The sequence below is a fragment of the Bacillus sp. FSL K6-1003 genome, from assembly GCF_037964945.1.
In the GTDB taxonomy this organism is placed as follows: Bacteria; Bacillota; Bacilli; order Bacillales; family Bacillaceae; genus Bacillus; species Bacillus mojavensis.
On record NZ_CP150176.1, the window covers coordinates 3,723,020 to 3,742,176 of the forward strand.

Genomic DNA, 19,157 nt, shown 5'->3' on the forward strand with positions numbered 1-19,157 from the left:
TTTTCAGCCGCAGCTCACAGGAAAAGACGGCCGATTTCTTTTCTCGCAAACTAGCAGCTCTAGCAAAACTCATGACTCTATGATAGACCGTGGAAAGAGAATTCTTTGTCACAATATGAGTGAAAAAACAAACTAGTTTTAAGAAGTTTTGTTGAAAGCTGAAAGAAATGAAATGAAAATTGGAGAACCGCTTTAAAAAGTTTATACACAAGTTATCCCAAAGATAAGAACAACTTAATCACAAGAGATATCCACATGTCCACAAACACCATCTATATTTTGTATAAGAACATATATTCCCAACTATATATATACACAGCTTTATTCACTTATACACAGGGTTCTGTGTATAACTCCTTCCTTATACACAACCAAAATCCAATAAATGGTCCAAATGACACAAGGATTTTTTTGAATTTTCAAGAAATATATACTAGATCTTCAACATTTTTTCTTAACTCAAAGGGGGAAACACATTGAAAAACGGGATTATTCGCTTTCTGCTTCTAGGTCTTGTTTTATTCTTTACGTTATCCACAGGCATGACAGGGGTACAGGCAGCACCGGTTGCTTCAAAAGGATCGGCAGACCTGGAAAAAGCCGAGGTATTCGGTGATATTGACATGACAACAAGCAAACAAACAACGGTGATTGTGGAATTAAAAGAAAAATCCTTGGCAGAGGCGAAGGAAGCGGGAGTAAACCAAACGAAAAGCAAGCTCAAAAACGCCCGCTCAAAAGCAAAAAACAAAGCCGTGAAAGCGGTGAAAAACGGAAAAGTAAAAAGGGAATATGAACAGGTTTTCTCCGGATTTTCTATGAAGCTCCCAGCTAATGAAATTCCAAAACTCCTAGCAGTAGATGACGTTAAAGCTGTGTACCCGAACGTCACTTACAAAACAGACAATATAAAGGAGAAAGATGTCACCATCTCTGAGGACGCTGTATCTCCGCAAATGGATGACAGCGCGCCATATATCGGAGCAAACGACGCTTGGGATTTAGGCTACACTGGGAAAGGCGTCAAAGTCGCTGTTATTGATACAGGAGTTGAGTACAATCACCCTGATCTGAAGAAAAACTTCGGACAATATAAAGGATACGATTTTGTAGACAATGATTACGATCCGAAAGAAACACCAACTGGCGATCCGAGAGGCGAAGCCACTGACCACGGAACACACGTGGCCGGAACTGTTGCTGCGAACGGTACGATTAAAGGCGTAGCACCTGATGCAACACTTCTCGCTTACCGCGTTCTCGGACCGGGAGGAAGCGGCACAACAGAAAACGTCATTGCAGGCGTGGAACGTGCTGTACAGGACGGAGCAGATGTGATGAACCTGTCACTCGGAAACTCATTAAACAACCCGGACTGGGCGACGAGCACAGCGCTTGATTGGGCCATGTCAGAGGGCGTTGTCGCTGTTACATCAAATGGAAACAGCGGACCGAACGGCTGGACCGTCGGATCGCCTGGCACATCCAGAGAAGCGATTTCTGTCGGTGCAACGCAGCTTCCGCTCAATGAATACGCTGTCTCATTCGGCTCTTACTCTTCAGCAAAAGTCATGGGCTATGACAAAGAAGATGACGTTAAGGGGCTTCACAATAAAGAGGTCGAGCTTGTCGACGCTGGTCTCGGCGAAGAAAAGGATTTTGAAGGAAAAGATCTGAAAGGCAAAGTGGCACTCGTCAAACGGGGCAGCATTGCTTTTGTGGATAAAGCGGACAACGCCAAAAAAGCAGGCGCCATCGGCATGGTTGTGTATAACAATTTATCTGGGGAAATTGAAGCCAATGTGCCTGGCATGTCTGTGCCAACGATTAAGCTTTCATTAGAAGACGGTGAAAAGCTCATCAGCGCCATGAAAGCTGGCGAGACAAAAGCAACATTCAAGTTGACGGTCTCAAAAGCGCTCGGTGAACAGGTTGCCGATTTCTCATCCCGCGGCCCTGTGATGGATACGTGGATGATTAAGCCGGATATTTCCGCCCCAGGCGTCAATATTGTCAGCACCATTCCAACACATGATCCTGACAGCCCATATGGCTACGGGTCAAAACAAGGAACGAGCATGGCATCACCTCATATCGCCGGAGCGGTTGCCGTCATCAAACAAGCTAAACCGAAATGGAGCGTTGAACAGATCAAAGCTGCCATCATGAATACCGCTGTCACATTAAAGGATGGCGACGGAGAAGTATATCCGCATAATGCCCAGGGTGCAGGCAGCGCAAGAATTATGAACGCGATCAAAGCCGACTCGTTCGTCTCACCGGGAAGCTACTCGTACGGCACATTTTTGAAGGAAAAAGGAAACGAAACGAAGAAAAAAACCTTTACAATTGAAAATCAATCTTCCATTAGGAAGTCATACACGCTGGAATACTCATTCAACGGAAGCGGTATTTCCACATCCGGCACAAGCCGTGTTGTGATTCCGGCTCATAAAACCGGAAAAGCCACTGCAACAGTAAAGGTCAATACTAAGAAAACAAAAGCAGGCACCTATGAAGGAACTGTCATCGTAAGAGAAGGCGGAAAAACCGTCGCCAAGGTACCTACATTGCTGATCGTTAAAGAGCCGGATTATCCGAGGGTAACGTCTGTATCAGTTAATGAGGGCTCTGAGCAAGGCACCTATGAAATCGAAACCTACCTTCCTGCGGGAGCGGAAGAGCTGGCTTTCCTTGTCTATGACAGCAACCTTGACTTTGCAGGCCAAGCAGGTATTTATAAACATCAAGATAAAGGCTACCAGTACTTTGACTGGGACGGCACGATCAATGGGGGTACAACACTTCCAGCCGGTGAATATTATATGCTCGCCTATGCAGCCAACAAAGGAAAATCAAGTCAAGTTCTGACCGAAGAGCCTTTTACTGTTGAATAAAAAGCAGCCCTGCCGAGAAACATCGGCGGGGCTTTTCCATACAGGCTTTAACGGTTTCATGCCTCGGCAAACGCCTCCTGTAAAAGGCGATAAGAATGAAGTTTATCCTCAAATCGATTCGTAATGGTTACCGCCATGATTTCCTCTGTATCATAAGCCTTACTCAAGGACATCAGCTGTTCCTTGACCTGTTTTTTCGTACCGACAATCATTCGGTTTCTGTTATCAGCAATTCGTCTTTGTTCATAAGGAGAGTACGTATTGTTCCGGACAGCTTCATAATCAGGAACGCCTTCTAAAGGAATGCCCTGCTCCCCCGCCAAGAGAGTAAAATCAAGCACTGCCGCAAGCTGTTCCGCTTTCTCCTCTGTATCCGCACATAGAACAAAAACAGCAACTGCCGCACGAGGCGTTTCTCCTAACACAGTTGGCTTAAATCGTCTCTTATATTGTCTGACCGTATCCTCTCCGCCCTCGCCATTAATAAAGTGGGCAAACATATAGCCGGCACCCGATTCAGCGGCAAGCAAGGCACTTTCTCCGGATGAACCGAGCAGCCACACATCCGGTGCGCTGGATATATGAGGCGCAGCCGTCAGATTCGGAAAACGGTGTTTGTCATCCGCCAAATCATGCAAATACATCGTCAGTTCCTTGATTTGCTGCGGATACTGATCAGCATTGCGCTTTCCGCCGTCATTGAGCGCCCAAGATGCAATCGGCATTCCTCCCGGCGCTCTGCCTAGGCCGAGATCAATTCTTCCCGGCGTCAAACCTTCCAGCACACGAAAATTCTCCGCTACTTTATAGGCACTGTAGTGCGGCAGCATAACACCGCCTGACCCCACCCTGATCCGGTTCGTTTTCGCCGCAATATGGCTGATCAGCACCTCTGGACTGGACCCTGCCAGGCGCTTTGAAAAGTGATGCTCTGAAACCCAAAATCTCTTATATCCAAGACCCTCAGCCGCCTGGGCAAGCTCAACGGTTTCCCTTAATGCCGTTTCTGCCGAGCTTCCCTCGGACACCGGAGATTGATCTAATATACTTAATGATAACATCCCTACCACCTCGTCCTCATCGTATCACTGATCCATTATTTTTTCTTCTAAGCCGCTCACACTGTTCATCAGTGTCTCCCGATCAATCGTCATTTATTTGTGTCAACTTGTCTCTATTTGTCGGAATATGTTACACGTGAAACATAAAAACCTCTCCGCCAGCGGAGAGGTTTCACATTTAGTTCTTATTAAAGCCTTTTTCTTTCACATATTCATTTAAGTACGTACGCGGTTTCTGCTTCATAAAGTTCAGAATTTGATCAGACCACGTTTCCACCCGCTGACCGTTTGTTCTTTCTCTATAATAATCAGAAATGGTTTTGTCATATGCCCTCATATGTTCACGAAAATCATCGTCATTCACATTATACGTATTTTCATGATAGACAGCCTGCTTCGGCAATCTCGGTTTTTTGCCGGATGGGTTGGCAGGATGTCCTACAGCCAGACCAAAAAGCGGGAGTACATGGTCAGGCGTTTGCAGCACCTCTGTCACCTTGTCCAGTTCATTCCGAATGCCTCCGATATAACATATGCCAAGCCCCATTGATTCTGCGGCGATGCTCATATTTTGAGCCGCAAGCGCAGCATCAATTAAACTGACCATAAACATTTCCGTATTTTCCAGCAGCTCAGAGATATGTTCGCCTTTTTCTTCAGCCAGTTTTTGATGACGGTACAAGTCCGCGCAAAACACAAAAAAGTGACCGTTATGTTCAACATAAGGCTGATTCCCTGCAAGCACAGACAGCTCACGTTTTTTCTCCGGATCGGAAACACCGATAATCGAATAAGCCTGCACATAGCTGGACGTAGGTGCAGCCTGCGCGCTTTTCACTAATGTATCAATTTCCTCAGCTGTCAAAAGCTGATCAGTAAATGATCGGATCGACCGATGGTTTAAAATGGTTTCAATTGTGTTGTTCATCACAAGAACCTCCTTATCTGTTTTTATCATATCCGAAAAAAAGCGAACTCAAAAGTGAAATGCTCTACAAAAAAAGAGACAGCCCTTAAAGGCTGTCTGCATTTTATGAATTAAACAAATAACTTCTGTATCTCGTCAGCTGAACACTCGCATTATACACAATACCGAAACCAATTAACGTGGCAAGCGTCGAGCTTCCCCCATAGCTGACAAACAGCAGCGGAATCCCGGTAACAGGCATAATACCGATATTCATCCCGATATTCTGGAATGTGTGGATCACAATTAACGCCGTATAACCTACGCAAAAGAAAGAAGCAAAACGGTTGAATGGATGGATCTTGTCAATCAAAACGACAAGTCTATAGATTAAGAAGAAGAACATGATAACCACAATGGCACAGCCTAAAAATCCGAAGCTTTCACCTAAAATAGCAAAAATAAAGTCAGTCTGTCCCTCTGGTACATAAACCTTCAAGTTATGAACACCATTTCCGATAATCCCGCCTGAGCCGATAGCCATGACGGCCTGATCAACCTGCCAGCCGCTATTTGCATCTTCCTGAGTTGTTCCATTTGAATCAGAAACCCAAGATGTAACCCTGTTAATTTGATACTCTTGAATACCCACTGACTTAGCAACATCAGGAAAATTAATCATAACTAACAAGGCAAGAGTAATAAGTAAGATACCTGAACCGCCAATGATCGCGATCAGCTTCCAGTTTACTCCTGACATAAAGACCATGACAATCACAATAAACATACATATTCCTGCTGTACCAGCATCCTGCAGAAGGATAAGTCCGATTGGCACTACTGCAACGCCTGCTATCTTCAACAAAAGATAGACATCATCTCTAAGTGAACGAACTTTTTTAGGATTCGCCTTAGATATAACCGAGGCCACCATCATCATGAGCCCTATCTTCATAAATTCAGAAGGCTGCAACGTAACAGGTCCAAATTGGAACCAGCTTTTTGCACCATTTTTTACAGGGGCGATAGACTCAGGGCTAATCCTTAATATCAATAACAATAAGATTCCAAATATAAACACATATAAACTAAGTTTTTCTAGTTGCTCTAAATCGAAATAAAGTAGTGCCGTTATTGCAACAATGCCCAATACATAATAAACGATTTGTTTCTTCCAAGCACCGTCTCCATACTGCCCAAACTGACCGGCAGCATAAATTGATACTACACTTATGATAAAAAACACACCAAATATAAAAATCAAATCCCCCTGATAAAAGGGGCTTTGCTGTTTCTTATATCGACTCATTCTATCCCGCCTTACATTTTCATCGGAAAATCACTAATGTTTATTATACATGAACCACGTTCAAGATGACACGTGAAGCTCGTTTCCTTTTTTGTTTTTTGCGCGCAGTTGTGGCGCTTTTTCAGCTACACGAAATATGACGTATCATAAACCGAAATGTTTCGATTGACACAAAACTTTTCAAATGAAAAAACCCCTATTTCTAAAGGGTCATGCATGCAGTCTCTTATTAAATATGTATTTATTGAAGGTTCCTTTCGTACAGCAAGTTGCTAGAAAACCAAGGCAGAAGTAAACAAACTGCTCCATTCTCTCGGTTTCCATACATTCTCCTAGCGGATAGGCGATAAAAAATAAGGCAATAGTGCCAGACCATTTCCACAATTACCTGTATCAATTTCTGGAAAACATGGTATAATAATTGTAACAAAACGTTCACAAAACAACCACAAAACAGACACAATTCATTTCCTCTACTTCATTTTTGTAAACGCTGTCACAAAATGAAAGGAGACGGGTATGATGGACATGTTTTTTGCTTATTTATTGGTTGCCAGCGCTACTCCCCTCTTTATTTGGCTCGATAACAAAAAAGTCGCACTCTCTGCTATTCCGCCAATTATTTTAATGTGGGTATTCTTCTTCTTTTACGCAACAGAAAGCCTTTCTCCACTCGGACACACTCTCATGATTATCCTGTTTGCCGTCAACGTCATTGTCGCTCATATTGCGGCCTTTATCATTTATGGCCTTCCTTATCTTCGCAGAAAGCGAAGCAGCAGTTAAAACAGCAAAAAAACCCTCTTCTGGACGAAGAGGGTTTTTTGCTTATTCGTTGTGGCCTGAGTGCTCTGAGTGTTCAGCGCCTCCAGGAGGATTTCCATCCATGTGGTCACCGTGATGATAGTGAGCCGCGAAAATCCAGATGGATCCAAGCACGATAACGATCGCGCCGAAGAATCCGAACAGCGTGTTTCCAACTTGGATACCGCCGTTTTCGCTCTCTGTCATGTGCATGAACATGAGGAGCTGGAGCGCCGCCTGAATGAAGGCGAAGCCGAAAATGATCCAAAGTTTTGCTGATGGACTCAATTCAGTATACACTGCAACCCATAGAGCCAGCAGGGTCAAAACAATAGAAAGTGCAAAACCTACAATGTGCTTCCATGGAAAGTGACTGTGTTCAGCAGATTTGTTTGCCATTTTACAGACCCCCCAATCCCATGAGATAGACACCTGTAAAGATGAAAATCCATACAACATCTAAGAAGTGCCAGTACAAGCTTGAGATAAAGATTTTAGATGAAGTTTGCGGAGTTAAGCCGCGTTTCTTCAACTGAATCAGAATGCCTGCAATCCAGAAAATACCGATTGTTACGTGAGTTCCGTGAGTTCCAAGTAAAACAAAGAATCCAGACCAGAACGCACTTGTACCGAGAGATGCTCCTTCATGTACATAGTGGACAAACTCGTTGATCTCACAACCGACGAAGCCGGCGCCGAGAAGAAGAGTGATAATTGTCCAAATGACGACGCCTTTTAAACTTCCGCGGCGCATTTCATGAACAGCGATCCCGCAGGTAAAGCTGCTGATAAGCAGCAAGAACGTCATAATCATTACCAGATTCACTTCAAACAGTTCGTCCGGTAAGACACCTCCTGCTGTTCTGTTTTGAAGAACGAAGAAGGTTGCAAATAGTGTTGAGAACAACACAATTTCTGCCCCTAAAAAGATCCAAAACCCGAGAATATTAAGTCTGCCGGTTTCAGATTGATATTCCATAGGCGCGTTAGAATTGCCGTGTTCTGCATGTTCCATAACTCACGCCTCCTTATTCGGAAATCTTTCTTTCCGTCTCTTTTATTTCATCAACACTTACGTAGTAGCCATTGTCGTATTCGAATGAACGCAGCACCATGCAGAGCAGGACTCCGATTAATCCGACTACGCCCATCCAGTACCATTCAAAGACAAGTCCAAAGCCGGCGATACCGAAGGCAACAGACATAAAGAACGGTCTGCCTGAGTTGCTTGGCATATGGATTTTCTTGAATTTGCTTTCAGGGTATAATTCAGTTTTTTCTTCTTTCATGTGCAGGAATGCATCTTGGGATTTGACTTCAGGAAGCACCGCAAAGTTGTAGTGCGGCGGAATCGCAGATGAAGTCGCCCAATCAAGCGTACGTCCCACACCCCATGAATCTCCGCTGATTTCACGAGTAGAGTAACGGAAGCTGTAGTAGATGTTATAGCAAAGGATTAAGAATCCTACACCCATCATGAAAGCTCCGACTGTTGAAATAAAGTTCAATGTTGTCCAGCCATCATTCGGTCCGTATGTGTAAATACGGCGAGGCATACCTTGAAGCCCCAAGAAATATTGCGGGAAGAAACAAATATTGAACCCGATCATAAAGATCCAGAAGAACCATTTTCCGATTTTTTCGTTCAGTTTGTGGCCGAACATTTTTGGATACCAGAAAATAAATCCTGCGAAACAAGCAAATACAGTACCCGCGATCAGCACGTAGTGGAAGTGAGATACCAGGAAGTACGTATTATGGTATTGATAATCCGCTGCTGCCATCGCAAGCATAACCCCTGTAACCCCGCCGATAACGAAGTTAGGAATGAACGCAAGCGCCCACAGCATAGGCGTTGTAAAGCTGATTCGGCCTTTATACATTGTAAAGAGCCAGTTAAAGATTTTAACCCCGGTCGGAATCGAGATTGCCATTGTCGTAATTGAGAAGAATGAGTTAACGGACGCACTGTTCCCCATTGTGAAGAAGTGGTGAGTCCAAACTAAGAAACTCAATACGGAGATGGCGATAATAGAACCAACCATCGCTTTGTAACCAAACAATTGTTTTCTTGCAAAGCTTGAGATAATTTCTGAGAAAATACCGAACGCCGGAAGAATAACGATATATACTTCAGGATGTCCCCAAATCCAGAACAGGTTGGCCCAAAGCATCGGCATACCGCCTGCTTCCAGTGTGAAAAAGTGAGCGCCGAACAAACGATCAAATGATAAGAGTGCTAAAGCTACTGTAAGCACAGGGAAAGCAAACACGATAATAACCATTGTGATCAGTGTTGTCCATGTGAACATTGGCATACGCATCAGTGTCATGCCTTTTGTTCTCATTTTTAAGATTGTGACCATAAAGTTGATCCCTGTCATCAGGGTACCGATCCCGGCAATCTGAAGTCCGAGGAGGTAGTAGTTCTCACCCGGTCCAGGGCTCATGTCGTTACTTGCAAGCGGCATGTAACTTGTCCAGCCTGCGTTCGGAGAACCTCCGATAACGAAAGAAATATTGAAAAGCATAGCCCCTACGAAGAACGTCCAGAAACTCAGGTTGTTCAAGTAAGGAAATGCAACGTCGCGAGCACCGATTTGAAGAGGTACAACAACGTTAATAAGACCGATTAAAAACGGCATCGCCATGAAGATGATCATGATCGTACCGTGAGTCGTAAAAATTTCATTATAGTGGTTTGAGTCTAAAAAACTGTTATTCGGAAGCGCTAGCTGGGCACGCATCATCAAACCGTCGACACCGCCGCGGAATAACATAATTACAGCAGATATAATATACATGATTCCGAGTTTTTTGTGGTCAACAGTTGTTATCCATTCAGACCAGAGCCATTTCCATTTCTTGAAGTAGGTCAGTACAACAATGATGGCGATGGTAGATAGTGCAATGGAAACTTGTGCGCCCAGAATTAATGGGTCACCTGTTACAAAAAATTCATCCCATTTAAATTTCATGCGGGCTTCCTCCTTTCCTGATCAATATCATTCTTCTGTATCATCAGACTTCTTAAATTCATTTTCCTTTACGTTTTCAAACGGATCTGTTTTAGAGTGCGGTGAAACGGCTTGGTAGCCAAGGCGTTTGCGGGCCTCCATCGCGTATTCTGCGTCTTGTCCGTGATCAACGTATTTTAAGTGAGTAGAAGAGAACGTTAATTCGTCCACATTTTCAGGAAGCATCAATTGATCATACTTCTCTTTTGTCAGCTTAGGAGCCTCATTTTGAGTCTTTTTCACCCAGCTGTTAAAGTCTTTTTCTGTTACAGCATTCACATCAAACTCTTGGTCGGCAAAATGTTCACCTGTGAAGTTCGCGTTGCGGCCTTCATAAGTTCCCACTTCATCAGCCTGTAAGTATTGATCCATCAGCATTCCAGCCATCGCGTATTTTTGTCCTCCAAGCTGAGGAATCCATAGCGAAGCCATTGAATCTGCAGATGAGATTTTAAACAAGATCGGGCGGTCTACAGGAATGTTTAAGTAGTTGACCGTTTCAATATCCTGTTCAGGGTAGCTGAATACCCATTTCCAGTCTACCGAAGTAGCGTAAACAACAAGAGGCTCTTTATCCTTTGTTGCTTCAGGAGCTTTTTCTAACGAATATATCGTCTGTACGGTTGGCACAGAAAGTGCGATGACGATTAAAATTGGGATCACTGTCCAGACTACTTCTAAGAATGTGTTACCGTGAATTTCTGGGTTATAAGATCCATTATCTTTGCCTTTACGGTCGCGGTATTTTACTAAAATAATGGTAAAAAGAACAAAGACGACCCCGACGATAAACAGCATAAATCCGATAGATAACAGGATCAAATCACTTTGCTGATCAGCCACAGGCCCTTTCGGATCTAGTACTGAAGCATTGCTGCATCCCCCAAGGACGAAAACCACAGTTAACAGCGCTAATACAAGTAACGGTTTTAATGCTCTGAACAAGAAGATCACCATCCTTCCTATTGATGTAATAAATCTGAAGTGCATACTTCCTCAAAATCTTTTCTCTACTTTGTTATGCTATCAAAAACTTCACTTATTAGCTTTATTTTTTTATAAACTTCATCCCATTTTCGCTTAAATGTCATAAAATCGACAAAATTTGCTCCAACTTTATTCACATCTATCGCTTAATATGAAAAGTTTCTAGTTATTTCCGCATATAAGTAAAGAAAGAAGATGAAGAATTAATTCTGACAAATAAAGGTTTACCACAATAAAAAACCTAGGTCAATCAAAAATTTCATTTTGTTAAACTTTCTACAAGGGAATTAATTTTTCCTTGGCTAGCATCTTTTCACACGATTACCATTTTAGCGCAATGCATATTGAAAGAAAAGGCTCAATAGAGCGGCGATATGCTCTGAACTGTTCCCTCTTTTTGATTAGCACATTCAATTGTTTATCCTATACAAAAAGGAGGAATGATATAAGCAAATAAATCTAAAATAGGATGTGTTGCATGATGAGTTTCATAATTTCACTTATCGTAGCTATTATTATCGGATGGGTTGGTAGCCTGTTTGTAAAAGGAGATATGCCCGGAGGAATTATCGGGTCGATGATCGCAGGTCTTATTGGTGCCTGGATCGGGCACGGGCTGCTTGGAACATGGGGACCGCATCTTGCCGGATTTGCCATTATCCCGGCGATTATCGGTTCAGCAATTGTTGTCTTTCTCGTAAGCCTCTTAGCAAGAAAAAGAGGATAGAAACAACAGAGCCCAAAGCGTGAGCGTTTTGGGCTCTTTTTTAATAGGAAAAAGCCTCTTCCCTTAACGGTTGAGGCTTTTTCCTTGTTTGACGCCTAAACAATGGATAAACCTGTTGAAGGCCTGTTTTCCTTCGGGTGTCTGTTTAAATACGCCGGCATGTTCAAGAATGCGTGCGAATACATGACCAAGCTCTTCTTTTATGACCTGTTCCGCATTCCCTTTTGTTATGGTTCTTCTTTCCATCAGACGAAGAGCCCAATCTTTATGTTTAGCGGTCAGCTCATTTTCTTCTAATGCTGTTTTCGGATCAGCAGAGCACATTGCCGCTTCCGTTGCTTTCATTTCTTCCTGTAAACGGCCCGGCAATATCGCTAAGCCCATGACCTCAATCAAACCGATATTTTCTTTTTTGATATGATGAACCTCTTGATGAGGATGAAAGATTCCTAATGGATGCTCCTCATCCGTCCGATTGTTTCTCAGCACGATGTCGAGTTCATACGAGCCTCCCCTGCGTCTTGCAATCGGCGTGACCGTATTGTGCGGCGTATCCCCTGTAAAGGCGGCTATGCCGGCTTTTTCATCAGAATATTGCTGCCATGTACGGAATATATGGTCCGCTGCGTCAGCGACTCTATCTGGATCGTCCCCCTGGAGCCTGAGCACAGACATTGGCCATTTCACTAAGCCCAGCGACACACCGGGATGACCCATCAATTCATATCTCTCCTCCATTTCGGCACGCGCCATCGGAAAATCGTGCGCCCCGCCTTGAAAATGGTCGTGGCTTAGGATGCTGCCCCCGACAATCGGCAGGTCTGCGTTTGATCCGATAAAATAATGCGGATATTGCCCGAGGAATGAGAGCAGTCTTTCAAACGTTTTTTTGCTGATCTCCATCGGTTCATGCTCACCCTTTAAAACGATGCAATGCTCCGGATAATACACATATGGCGAGAATTGCAAATACCATTGCTCGTCTCTGAGAATAACAGGAATGATTCTGTGATTCTGCCGGGCCGGATGGTTCACACTTCCCTCAAAGCCGACATTTTCCTTACAAAGCACACAAGGCGGATAATTTGTCTGCGTCTGTTCTTTGGCAGCCGCAATCGCTTTCGGATCCTTTTCGGGCTTTGACAGGTTGATTGTTATTTCCAGCTCGCCATATTCGGTCGGCACCGTCCAATGAACGTTTTTAGCGATTCTGTCCGACCTGATATAATAGACATCCTCTGCATATTGATAAAACTCTTTTGTCGCCTGTTTCGGTCCGTATAACGCCTTTGTCTCTTCAAACTTGCGGATGACCTCAGAGGGAGGCGGGACAAAACAGCCCATCAGCTTCGCACTGAGCAAATCTCGATAGGTGTCTGTATTTGCTTCTATGCGGCCGGTTTCTGCCGCCCACTCGTAAATAGGAGAAAGCAAGTCAGGAAGACGTTGGCTCTGCTTAATAGGTGTGCTTGAGACCGGCTGGGGATGTTTGATGTCCAGCACTTCATAAAGTCGGTTTCTCGTATATTCCTGATCCCAGATCGATATCAGTTTTCGTTCCAGCCCATACTCGATCAGCTGTTCCAGATGTTCAAAAATGCTCATGTGTCATTCCCCCTTTAGTTCTCTCGCTCCTTCGCCAATATCAGCGACATAAAAATCAGCTTTGAGGCCTGTTTTTTCTTGATACCTGTCTCCAACCTTTTGGATAAAGTCATCAACAAATTCATCCTTTACAATACTGATTGTGCAGCCGCCGAATCCCGCTCCCGTCATTCTTGAGCCAATCACTCCTTGTTGCTCCCACGCCGCAAATACGAGCTCATCAAGTTCCGGACATGTCACCTCATAATCATCCTTTAATGAAAGGTGGGATTCCTTCATTAACCGCCCGATTTCGCGAATGTTGTTTTCTTTAAACATGTCGGCTGTCTTGATGGCGCGGTGGTTTTCATATACGGCGTGCTTTGCGCGGCGTCTGTTCGTTTCATTTCGGATCAGGTCAGAGCATGCATCGAAATCAGAAGGCTTGATGTCGCCAAGTGATGTAATGTCGAGCTCCTTTTGCAGATCCAGCAATGCGTCGCTGCACTCTTGGCGTCTCGCATTATAGCTTGAGTCCGCCAATGTCCTTTTTTTGTTCGTGTTCGCAATAACCAGCGCAAGCCCGGAGACATCGAGTTTGCTATATTCATAGTCCAGCGTATCGCAGTTCAGAAGCATCGCATGATGTTCTTTCCCCATTCCGATTGCGAATTGATCCATAATTCCGCAATTGACCCCGATAAATGTGTTTTCCGCATGCTGTGCCATTTTGACAAGCTCCAGCGCATCGAGTTGAGGATGAAAATAGCTTTGGAGCACGACCGCCATCAGCAGCTCAATGGAAGCGGAAGACGAGAGCCCTGCCCCGTTTGGAATATTCCCTGAAAACACGATGTCAAAGCCATTCGGAATCGAATAGCCCCTTTGTTGAAATTCATATATGACGCCTTTCGGATAATTGGCCCAGTCGTCTTCTTTTTGATAACGGATGCCGTCAAGACTGCATCCCTTTATGCCGGCTTCCTGAAAGTTGTCCGAATACATCCTGACCAGCCCGTCATTTCTTTCTGCAACAGCAGCATATGTACCCATTGTCAGCGCGCACGGAAACACGTGCCCACCGTTATAATCCGTATGTTCTCCAATCAGATTCACTCTTCCCGGTGCGAAAAAAAAACGCAATCCCTCTTTTTCTCCGAATACACTTGCAAATATCCCCTTCAATTCTTCCCGCATGTGCATCACCTTTCATGGTTTTTATTTTTGTTTCCCGGTCTTTCTGTAACGAAAACGGAAGATCATATGCTGCCGCCCCTGTCATACCCCTTCTTCTTTTGTCTTTTTAAAGACGAGCCATTTGCTTGCGACATAGTTGACGACAACAATCACCGCATTATCGAGTATTTTGGCCAGCGTTTCATTGGTATGGAACTGTCCCACAAGGAGGATCATCATGCCAAGGTCTATTCCGAGGGACAGCACCCGGACGCTGAAAAAGGCAGTGAGCTCTTTCAGCAGGCTTTGCAGGTCATCTGTTTTCTGCTGAAACACATATATTTTATTTGTTATGTAAGCAAACAGCACAGACAAAATCCAAGCAGCTACTGTTGCAGCTTTATAATCCACATTCATGATCTCTACCAATATATAAAAGCTGGCGATATTCACGATTGTCGTGAAAACCCCCATAATGATATACATAATCAATTCTCTATACTTCACTGATGTTCCTCGCTTTCTGAAAAACTTTTCAAATTTCTTAGCTTTGCGTATTCGCGGTTAAAAGAAACAAAAACGGAAAGCGCGTCAAAAAAGCTGCGGAATGTGGCCGGATGGCCCAATACACGCGATTGTTTGATGATTCCGTCAAGCACCGCACATATTATTTTAGCCGTATATTCCGGATCAATACTGTCGTCAACCAGCTTTCTCTCCTTCAGCCAATTAATATATGACGTATTTTCTTCCACCCACAATTCGTACAGCCCCACATAAGCCTTGCATTTTTGGACAACTTTAAAGGTCGGCATATTCATTGCAAACGAGGTGATGTCCCACGATGGTTTATTTTTGTAGTAAGAATACAGCAGCTCTGCGGCATGTTTTGCAGCGTCATGAAGAGTCAGCGGTTTCGCAGATGTCCGCTCGATTTCATCCAGGTAGCCGATGATAATCTGTTTTTTCATTTGATGATTTTCGAAGATATGCTGCAGGAAGTCTTCCATGTTGTCAAAATGAACATAAAATGCGCCTTTACTGTACCCGGCAGCTCTGCTGATTTCTTCCACAGACACAGGGTCATATGCTCGGTCAATCAATAAATTCAGGCCAGCCTCTATAAACCTTTCAAATGTTTGCTCTCTTTTAATTTGAAATTTGTTTTTTTTCATATTTTTCTCCAGCCGTATGATTACCCTTATCTTACACCGGATCAATCTTTTGCGGTATTTATTTCTTTCCAAAGGTATGCTATTCGGTTGTGGAGGGGTCATATTTAATAGGCAATACGATTTATTTTCATTTACATACTATCCAGTCAGTATTTAATTGTTTATTATTATAAATAAGGCCCATTGGTTATATTAGTCATTTTTTTAGGGAATAGGTAGGTGATTCTTCCTTCAGTTTGTGAACACCGAGCAACTATGTGTGAAATTTGTTGTACTCGCCTCATCATCACACCGGCTTGCCTTTTATTGCCTGGATGTTGCAGGAAAACATTTTATACAATTGGAGGTTACTATGAAAACTCAAGTTAAAAAAGATTTGGACAAAGATTGGCATATGTTGATTCAAGAAGCTAGATCCATTGGATTGGGCATTCATGATGTGAGGCAGTTTTTAGAATCTGAAACAGCGATGAGAAAAACCAATCACAAAAAGGCCGTCCGCCAAGACTAATCCGGACAGGCGGATCTTTTACCTCTGGCTTTTCTATCATCTGATCTGAGTTTTCACCATTTCCTCTATTCGATAGCTTATATACTGTGGGATTTTGAGGACAAACGGTGTTTCAGCCTAAAATATGACAGACAGCTGGTGATGCGGTCACCTCTTGGCACATGCATTGTCATAAAGAGGTGATGCGAGCATAAAACCGGACTTTAGAAAAAAGGGCAGCTTTGCATAAGCTGCATTTGGTGAGGTTTTGAAAGCAAACAGCTGGAAAACCTTCGCCCGTTTTATAACCCCCGCGTCTAATCTTCACGTTTCCTGCTTTTTTCATCCCCTTTATGATCCCGAAGAATAAATCAGACTTTCTGTACATACCTATTGGTGTACCTTTATGCTTATTTTTCAGCAGGATAATAAGGAGGAAAGCCATGTACAGATCGCAAGCTGATTACCAAAAGATTGCTGGATCTCCGTCTTTTCAAGCCTTTTTGAAGCAGAAACAGGCCTTTGTTGTTCCAACTGCGATTTTCTTTTTTGTCTTTTATTTTTCACTCCCTGTTTTAACGTCTTATTTCACCTTTTTGAATACTCCGGCAGTCGGTGCTGTTTCATGGGCTTGGCTGTTTGCCATCGCTCAATTCGCTATGACCTGGACACTCAGTACGGTGTATTCCCGAAAGGCAGCTCGTTACGACCAATTTGTAAACGCTTTAAAAGAAGAGCTAAAGGGTGAACAGACATGAACCTGACAGCGTTTCTGTTATTTGTAGCGATTGTCGGACTAACGCTTGTGATTACGTATTTTGCCGCGAAACAGACGAAAACGACGAGTGAGTTTTATACGGCCGGCGGCGGGCTCACCGGTGTTCAGAATGGACTGGCAATTGCCGGCGACTACATGTCTGCCGCATCGTTCCTCGGCATTGCCGGAATGATTGCATTATATGGCTTCGATGGATTTTTTTACAGCATCGGTTTTCTTGTCGCTTATCTCGTTGTCCTCTATATCGTGGCGGAGCCGCTTCGGAATCTCGGAAAGTATACGATGGCGGACATGATTGCGGCGCGTTTTAAAGAAAAGAAGATCCGCGGTGTCGCCGCTCTCAATACCATCGCCATCTCTACCTTTTATATGATCGCTCAGCTCGTGGGAGCAGGGGCGCTGATTAAACTGCTGCTTGGGCTCGATTATACCGTGGCCGTTCTGATTGTCGGAGTGCTCATGACCATTTATGTCGTGTTCGGCGGAATGATCGCGACGAGCTGGGTTCAGATTATTAAAGCCGTTTTGCTGATGGCCGGCACCCTCGTCATCTCAATCATTGTTTTTTCTAAATTCGGTTTTAACCTCAATACAATGTTTGAGCACATGAAAACGGCTACTCCGCTTGGCGCTGATTTTTTAAATCCAGGCAACAAATACAAGGTCCCGCTTGAAACCCTGTCGTTGAATTTGGCACTTGTGCTGGGGACCGCCGGCCTTCCGCACATCTTAATTCGCTTTTATACAGTTAAGGATGCCCAAACTGCCCGGGCATCAGTCGTTTCAGCAACGTGGATCATCGGTGTGTTTTACATTATGACGGTATTTCTCGGATTTGGCGCGGCCGCGTTTGTCGGTTTTGACGCGATTACAGCGGCCGATCCAGCGGGAAACATGGCGGCGCCGCTTCTGGCAAAAGCACTCGGAGGGGATTTCCTGTTCGCGTTTGTATCAGCCATCGCCTTTGCCACGATTTTGGCAGTGGTGACAGGCTTGGTGCTTTCTGCCGCTTCAGCGTTTGCCCATGATATCTATAGCCAGATTATCAGAAAAGGAGAAGCAACTGAGAAAGAACAGATGAAAGCGGCTAGATGGGCATCTATTGCCGTGTCAGTGCTGTCTATCATTCTTGCGATTTTTGCACAATCCTTAAATGTCGCATTTCTTGTCGCATTGGCATTTGCCGTTGCCGCCAGCGCAAACCTTCCGCTGATTGTGTTTACTGTGTTTTGGAAAAGATTTAATGCCTCAGGCGCATTATGGGGCAGCCTGACTGGGCTGATCAGTGCTCTTGTCCTCGTGTCGATGAGCCCGAGTGTGTGGGACCCGGCCGGAGGCGCTATTTTTGTAGGCGAGCCGCTCATCCCGCTTTCTAATCCGGGCATCATTTCGATTCCGCTAGGTTTCCTCGGTGCGTGGCTTGGAACGCTTCTGTCTTCTGATAAAACTGCTCATGAAGATACATTTGCGGAAATACAGGTGAAGGCACATACCGGGATTCATATGGATCAGGATTAAAAAAGGCTCTCTAAACAGATTTTTGTTTAGAGAGCTTTCTTAGGTTACGTTTTCTGTTGTTCCTGAGAAATCGCGTTTTCAAATACTTCCTTGCCGGCTGCTCCTGGAATCACGGTGTCGCCGATGACAAAGGTTGGTACGGCTGTAATGTCAGCTTCTTCATAGGCGTGCTTCAGAGCTTGCCGCTGCACATCCTGATATGTTCTTGCTTCCAGTGCAGCTTTGAACAATGCTCCGTCTAAGCCGACTTCCTCGGCCAGCTTCGTCAAGATTTCAATCTCTCCAATGTTTTGGCCCTCTTGGAAAAATGCTGCAAATACACGGGTATTGTATGCATGTCCTTTGTTGTATTCTTTGGCAAAGTGAAAGCCTTCAAAAGCCAAGTCTGTATAAGGGTGAGGCGAGACGTTTGGAAATTTGATGTCGACTCCCAATTTCTCCGCCATCGGTCTGATCGAGGTTTGCCACATATATTTCTTGGAAGGATCGTTTACAGGATCAAGCTGCGGTGAAGGACTTGGACGCAATTCAAACGGCATCCACTCGACTTCAACATCCTTTCCTTTTATCGCCTCTTCAAAAGCGGCTTTTCCAATGAAACAAAATGGGCACACGTAATCTGAATAAACTTTTATCTGTACGGTCATGATTGTCTCCTTTCGTATAGGTTGATTTTAAACTGTAACAATAAAAGTTACAACTGTTTTTTAAAAAAGAAGCCTGCATG

18 protein-coding genes are annotated in these 19,157 nt (G+C 44.1%); 6 read left to right on the plus strand and 12 right to left on the minus strand.

Going from position 1 to position 19,157, the window contains the following annotated elements:
* The first annotated feature begins 476 nt into the window (after positions 1 to 476).
* On the plus strand, positions 477 to 2,897 hold the full coding sequence (gene vpr / locus NSU16_RS19000; protein ID WP_268471723.1) for a serine protease Vpr: 2,421 nt from the start codon (positions 477 to 479) through the stop codon (positions 2,895 to 2,897).
* A 56-nt stretch (positions 2,898 to 2,953) separates the two neighbouring features.
* On the opposite strand, the gene NSU16_RS19005 is transcribed toward vpr, so the two are convergent.
* The 3 genes from NSU16_RS19005 to NSU16_RS19015 all read right to left on the minus strand — a co-directional run bounded on the left by NSU16_RS19005 (position 2,954) and on the right by NSU16_RS19015 (position 6,174).
* The gene (locus tag NSU16_RS19005; RefSeq protein ID WP_010332349.1) at positions 2,954 to 3,958 is read right to left on the minus strand and encodes an LLM class flavin-dependent oxidoreductase; all 1,005 of its coding nucleotides are present in this window, start codon (positions 3,956 to 3,958) and stop codon (positions 2,954 to 2,956) included.
* A gap of 178 nt (positions 3,959 to 4,136) precedes the next feature.
* Positions 4,137 to 4,886, minus strand: a complete 750-nt coding sequence (gene nfsA / locus NSU16_RS19010; RefSeq protein WP_326191448.1) for an oxygen-insensitive NADPH nitroreductase — start codon at positions 4,884 to 4,886, stop codon at positions 4,137 to 4,139.
* 103 nt (positions 4,887 to 4,989) lie between these two features.
* The gene (locus NSU16_RS19015) at positions 4,990 to 6,174 is read right to left on the minus strand and encodes an FtsW/RodA/SpoVE family cell cycle protein (RefSeq protein WP_339191730.1); all 1,185 of its coding nucleotides are present in this window, start codon (positions 6,172 to 6,174) and stop codon (positions 4,990 to 4,992) included.
* Between the two features lie 519 nt (positions 6,175 to 6,693).
* Here NSU16_RS19015 and ywcE point away from each other — a divergent pair.
* Positions 6,694 to 6,960 (plus strand): spore morphogenesis/germination protein YwcE, encoded by a 267-nt coding sequence (gene ywcE, locus NSU16_RS19020; protein WP_081638379.1) that lies wholly within the window; start codon positions 6,694 to 6,696, stop codon positions 6,958 to 6,960.
* 42 nt (positions 6,961 to 7,002) lie between these two features.
* Here the strand turns inward: ywcE and qoxD are convergent, their stop codons facing one another.
* From qoxD to qoxA, 4 genes are read right to left on the minus strand one after another with little or no spacing between them, the layout of a single operon-like run.
* A complete protein-coding gene (qoxD, locus tag NSU16_RS19025) occupies positions 7,003 to 7,377 on the minus strand; it encodes a cytochrome aa3 quinol oxidase subunit IV (protein ID WP_024123290.1) in 375 nt (124 codons plus the stop codon).
* 1 nt (position 7,378) lies between these two features.
* Positions 7,379 to 7,993, minus strand: a complete 615-nt coding sequence (gene qoxC, locus NSU16_RS19030) for a cytochrome aa3 quinol oxidase subunit III (RefSeq protein WP_010332353.1) — start codon at positions 7,991 to 7,993, stop codon at positions 7,379 to 7,381.
* A 13-nt stretch (positions 7,994 to 8,006) separates the two neighbouring features.
* A complete protein-coding gene (gene qoxB / locus NSU16_RS19035; protein ID WP_010332354.1) occupies positions 8,007 to 9,956 on the minus strand; it encodes a cytochrome aa3 quinol oxidase subunit I in 1,950 nt (649 codons plus the stop codon).
* Between the two features lie 27 nt (positions 9,957 to 9,983).
* Positions 9,984 to 10,949, minus strand: coding sequence for a cytochrome aa3 quinol oxidase subunit II (gene qoxA, locus NSU16_RS19040; protein ID WP_081720819.1), 966 nt, complete (start codon positions 10,947 to 10,949; stop codon positions 9,984 to 9,986).
* A 514-nt stretch (positions 10,950 to 11,463) separates the two neighbouring features.
* Between qoxA and NSU16_RS19045 the strand changes: the two genes are divergently transcribed.
* Positions 11,464 to 11,709 carry a GlsB/YeaQ/YmgE family stress response membrane protein gene (locus NSU16_RS19045; RefSeq protein ID WP_010332356.1) on the plus strand — a complete coding sequence of 82 codons (246 nt, stop codon included), beginning with the start codon at positions 11,464 to 11,466 and terminating at the stop codon, positions 11,707 to 11,709.
* Between the two features lie 63 nt (positions 11,710 to 11,772).
* Here the strand turns inward: NSU16_RS19045 and galT are convergent, their stop codons facing one another.
* From galT to NSU16_RS19065, 4 genes are all read right to left on the minus strand, one after another.
* Positions 11,773 to 13,314 (minus strand): UDP-glucose--hexose-1-phosphate uridylyltransferase, encoded by a 1,542-nt coding sequence (gene galT / locus NSU16_RS19050; RefSeq protein ID WP_339178819.1) that lies wholly within the window; start codon positions 13,312 to 13,314, stop codon positions 11,773 to 11,775.
* A gap of 3 nt (positions 13,315 to 13,317) precedes the next feature.
* Positions 13,318 to 14,490: a galactokinase gene (locus tag NSU16_RS19055; RefSeq protein ID WP_339191731.1), complete on the minus strand. Its 1,173-nt coding sequence runs from the start codon at positions 14,488 to 14,490 to the stop codon at positions 13,318 to 13,320.
* A gap of 81 nt (positions 14,491 to 14,571) precedes the next feature.
* Positions 14,572 to 14,955 (minus strand): GtrA family protein, encoded by a 384-nt coding sequence (locus tag NSU16_RS19060; protein ID WP_010332359.1) that lies wholly within the window; start codon positions 14,953 to 14,955, stop codon positions 14,572 to 14,574.
* A gap of 17 nt (positions 14,956 to 14,972) precedes the next feature.
* On the minus strand, positions 14,973 to 15,644 hold the full coding sequence (locus NSU16_RS19065) for a helix-turn-helix domain-containing protein (protein WP_229148540.1): 672 nt from the start codon (positions 15,642 to 15,644) through the stop codon (positions 14,973 to 14,975).
* 352 nt (positions 15,645 to 15,996) lie between these two features.
* Between NSU16_RS19065 and NSU16_RS19070 the strand changes: the two genes are divergently transcribed.
* The 3 genes from NSU16_RS19070 (at position 15,997) to NSU16_RS19080 (ending at position 18,430) form a co-directional block, all read left to right on the plus strand.
* Positions 15,997 to 16,155 (plus strand): anti-repressor SinI family protein, encoded by a 159-nt coding sequence (locus tag NSU16_RS19070; protein ID WP_010332361.1) that lies wholly within the window; start codon positions 15,997 to 15,999, stop codon positions 16,153 to 16,155.
* Between the two features lie 422 nt (positions 16,156 to 16,577).
* A complete protein-coding gene (locus NSU16_RS19075) occupies positions 16,578 to 16,892 on the plus strand; it encodes a DUF485 domain-containing protein (protein WP_339178826.1) in 315 nt (104 codons plus the stop codon).
* Positions 16,889 to 18,430, plus strand: a complete 1,542-nt coding sequence (locus NSU16_RS19080) for a cation acetate symporter (protein ID WP_168749055.1) — start codon at positions 16,889 to 16,891, stop codon at positions 18,428 to 18,430. Before NSU16_RS19075 ends, NSU16_RS19080 begins: the two co-directional genes overlap by 4 nt.
* A gap of 44 nt (positions 18,431 to 18,474) precedes the next feature.
* Here NSU16_RS19080 and NSU16_RS19085 read toward each other — a convergent pair whose 3' ends face one another.
* Positions 18,475 to 19,077, minus strand: a complete 603-nt coding sequence (locus tag NSU16_RS19085) for a DsbA family protein (protein ID WP_168749056.1) — start codon at positions 19,075 to 19,077, stop codon at positions 18,475 to 18,477.
* Positions 19,078 to 19,157: the final 80 nt, after the last annotated feature.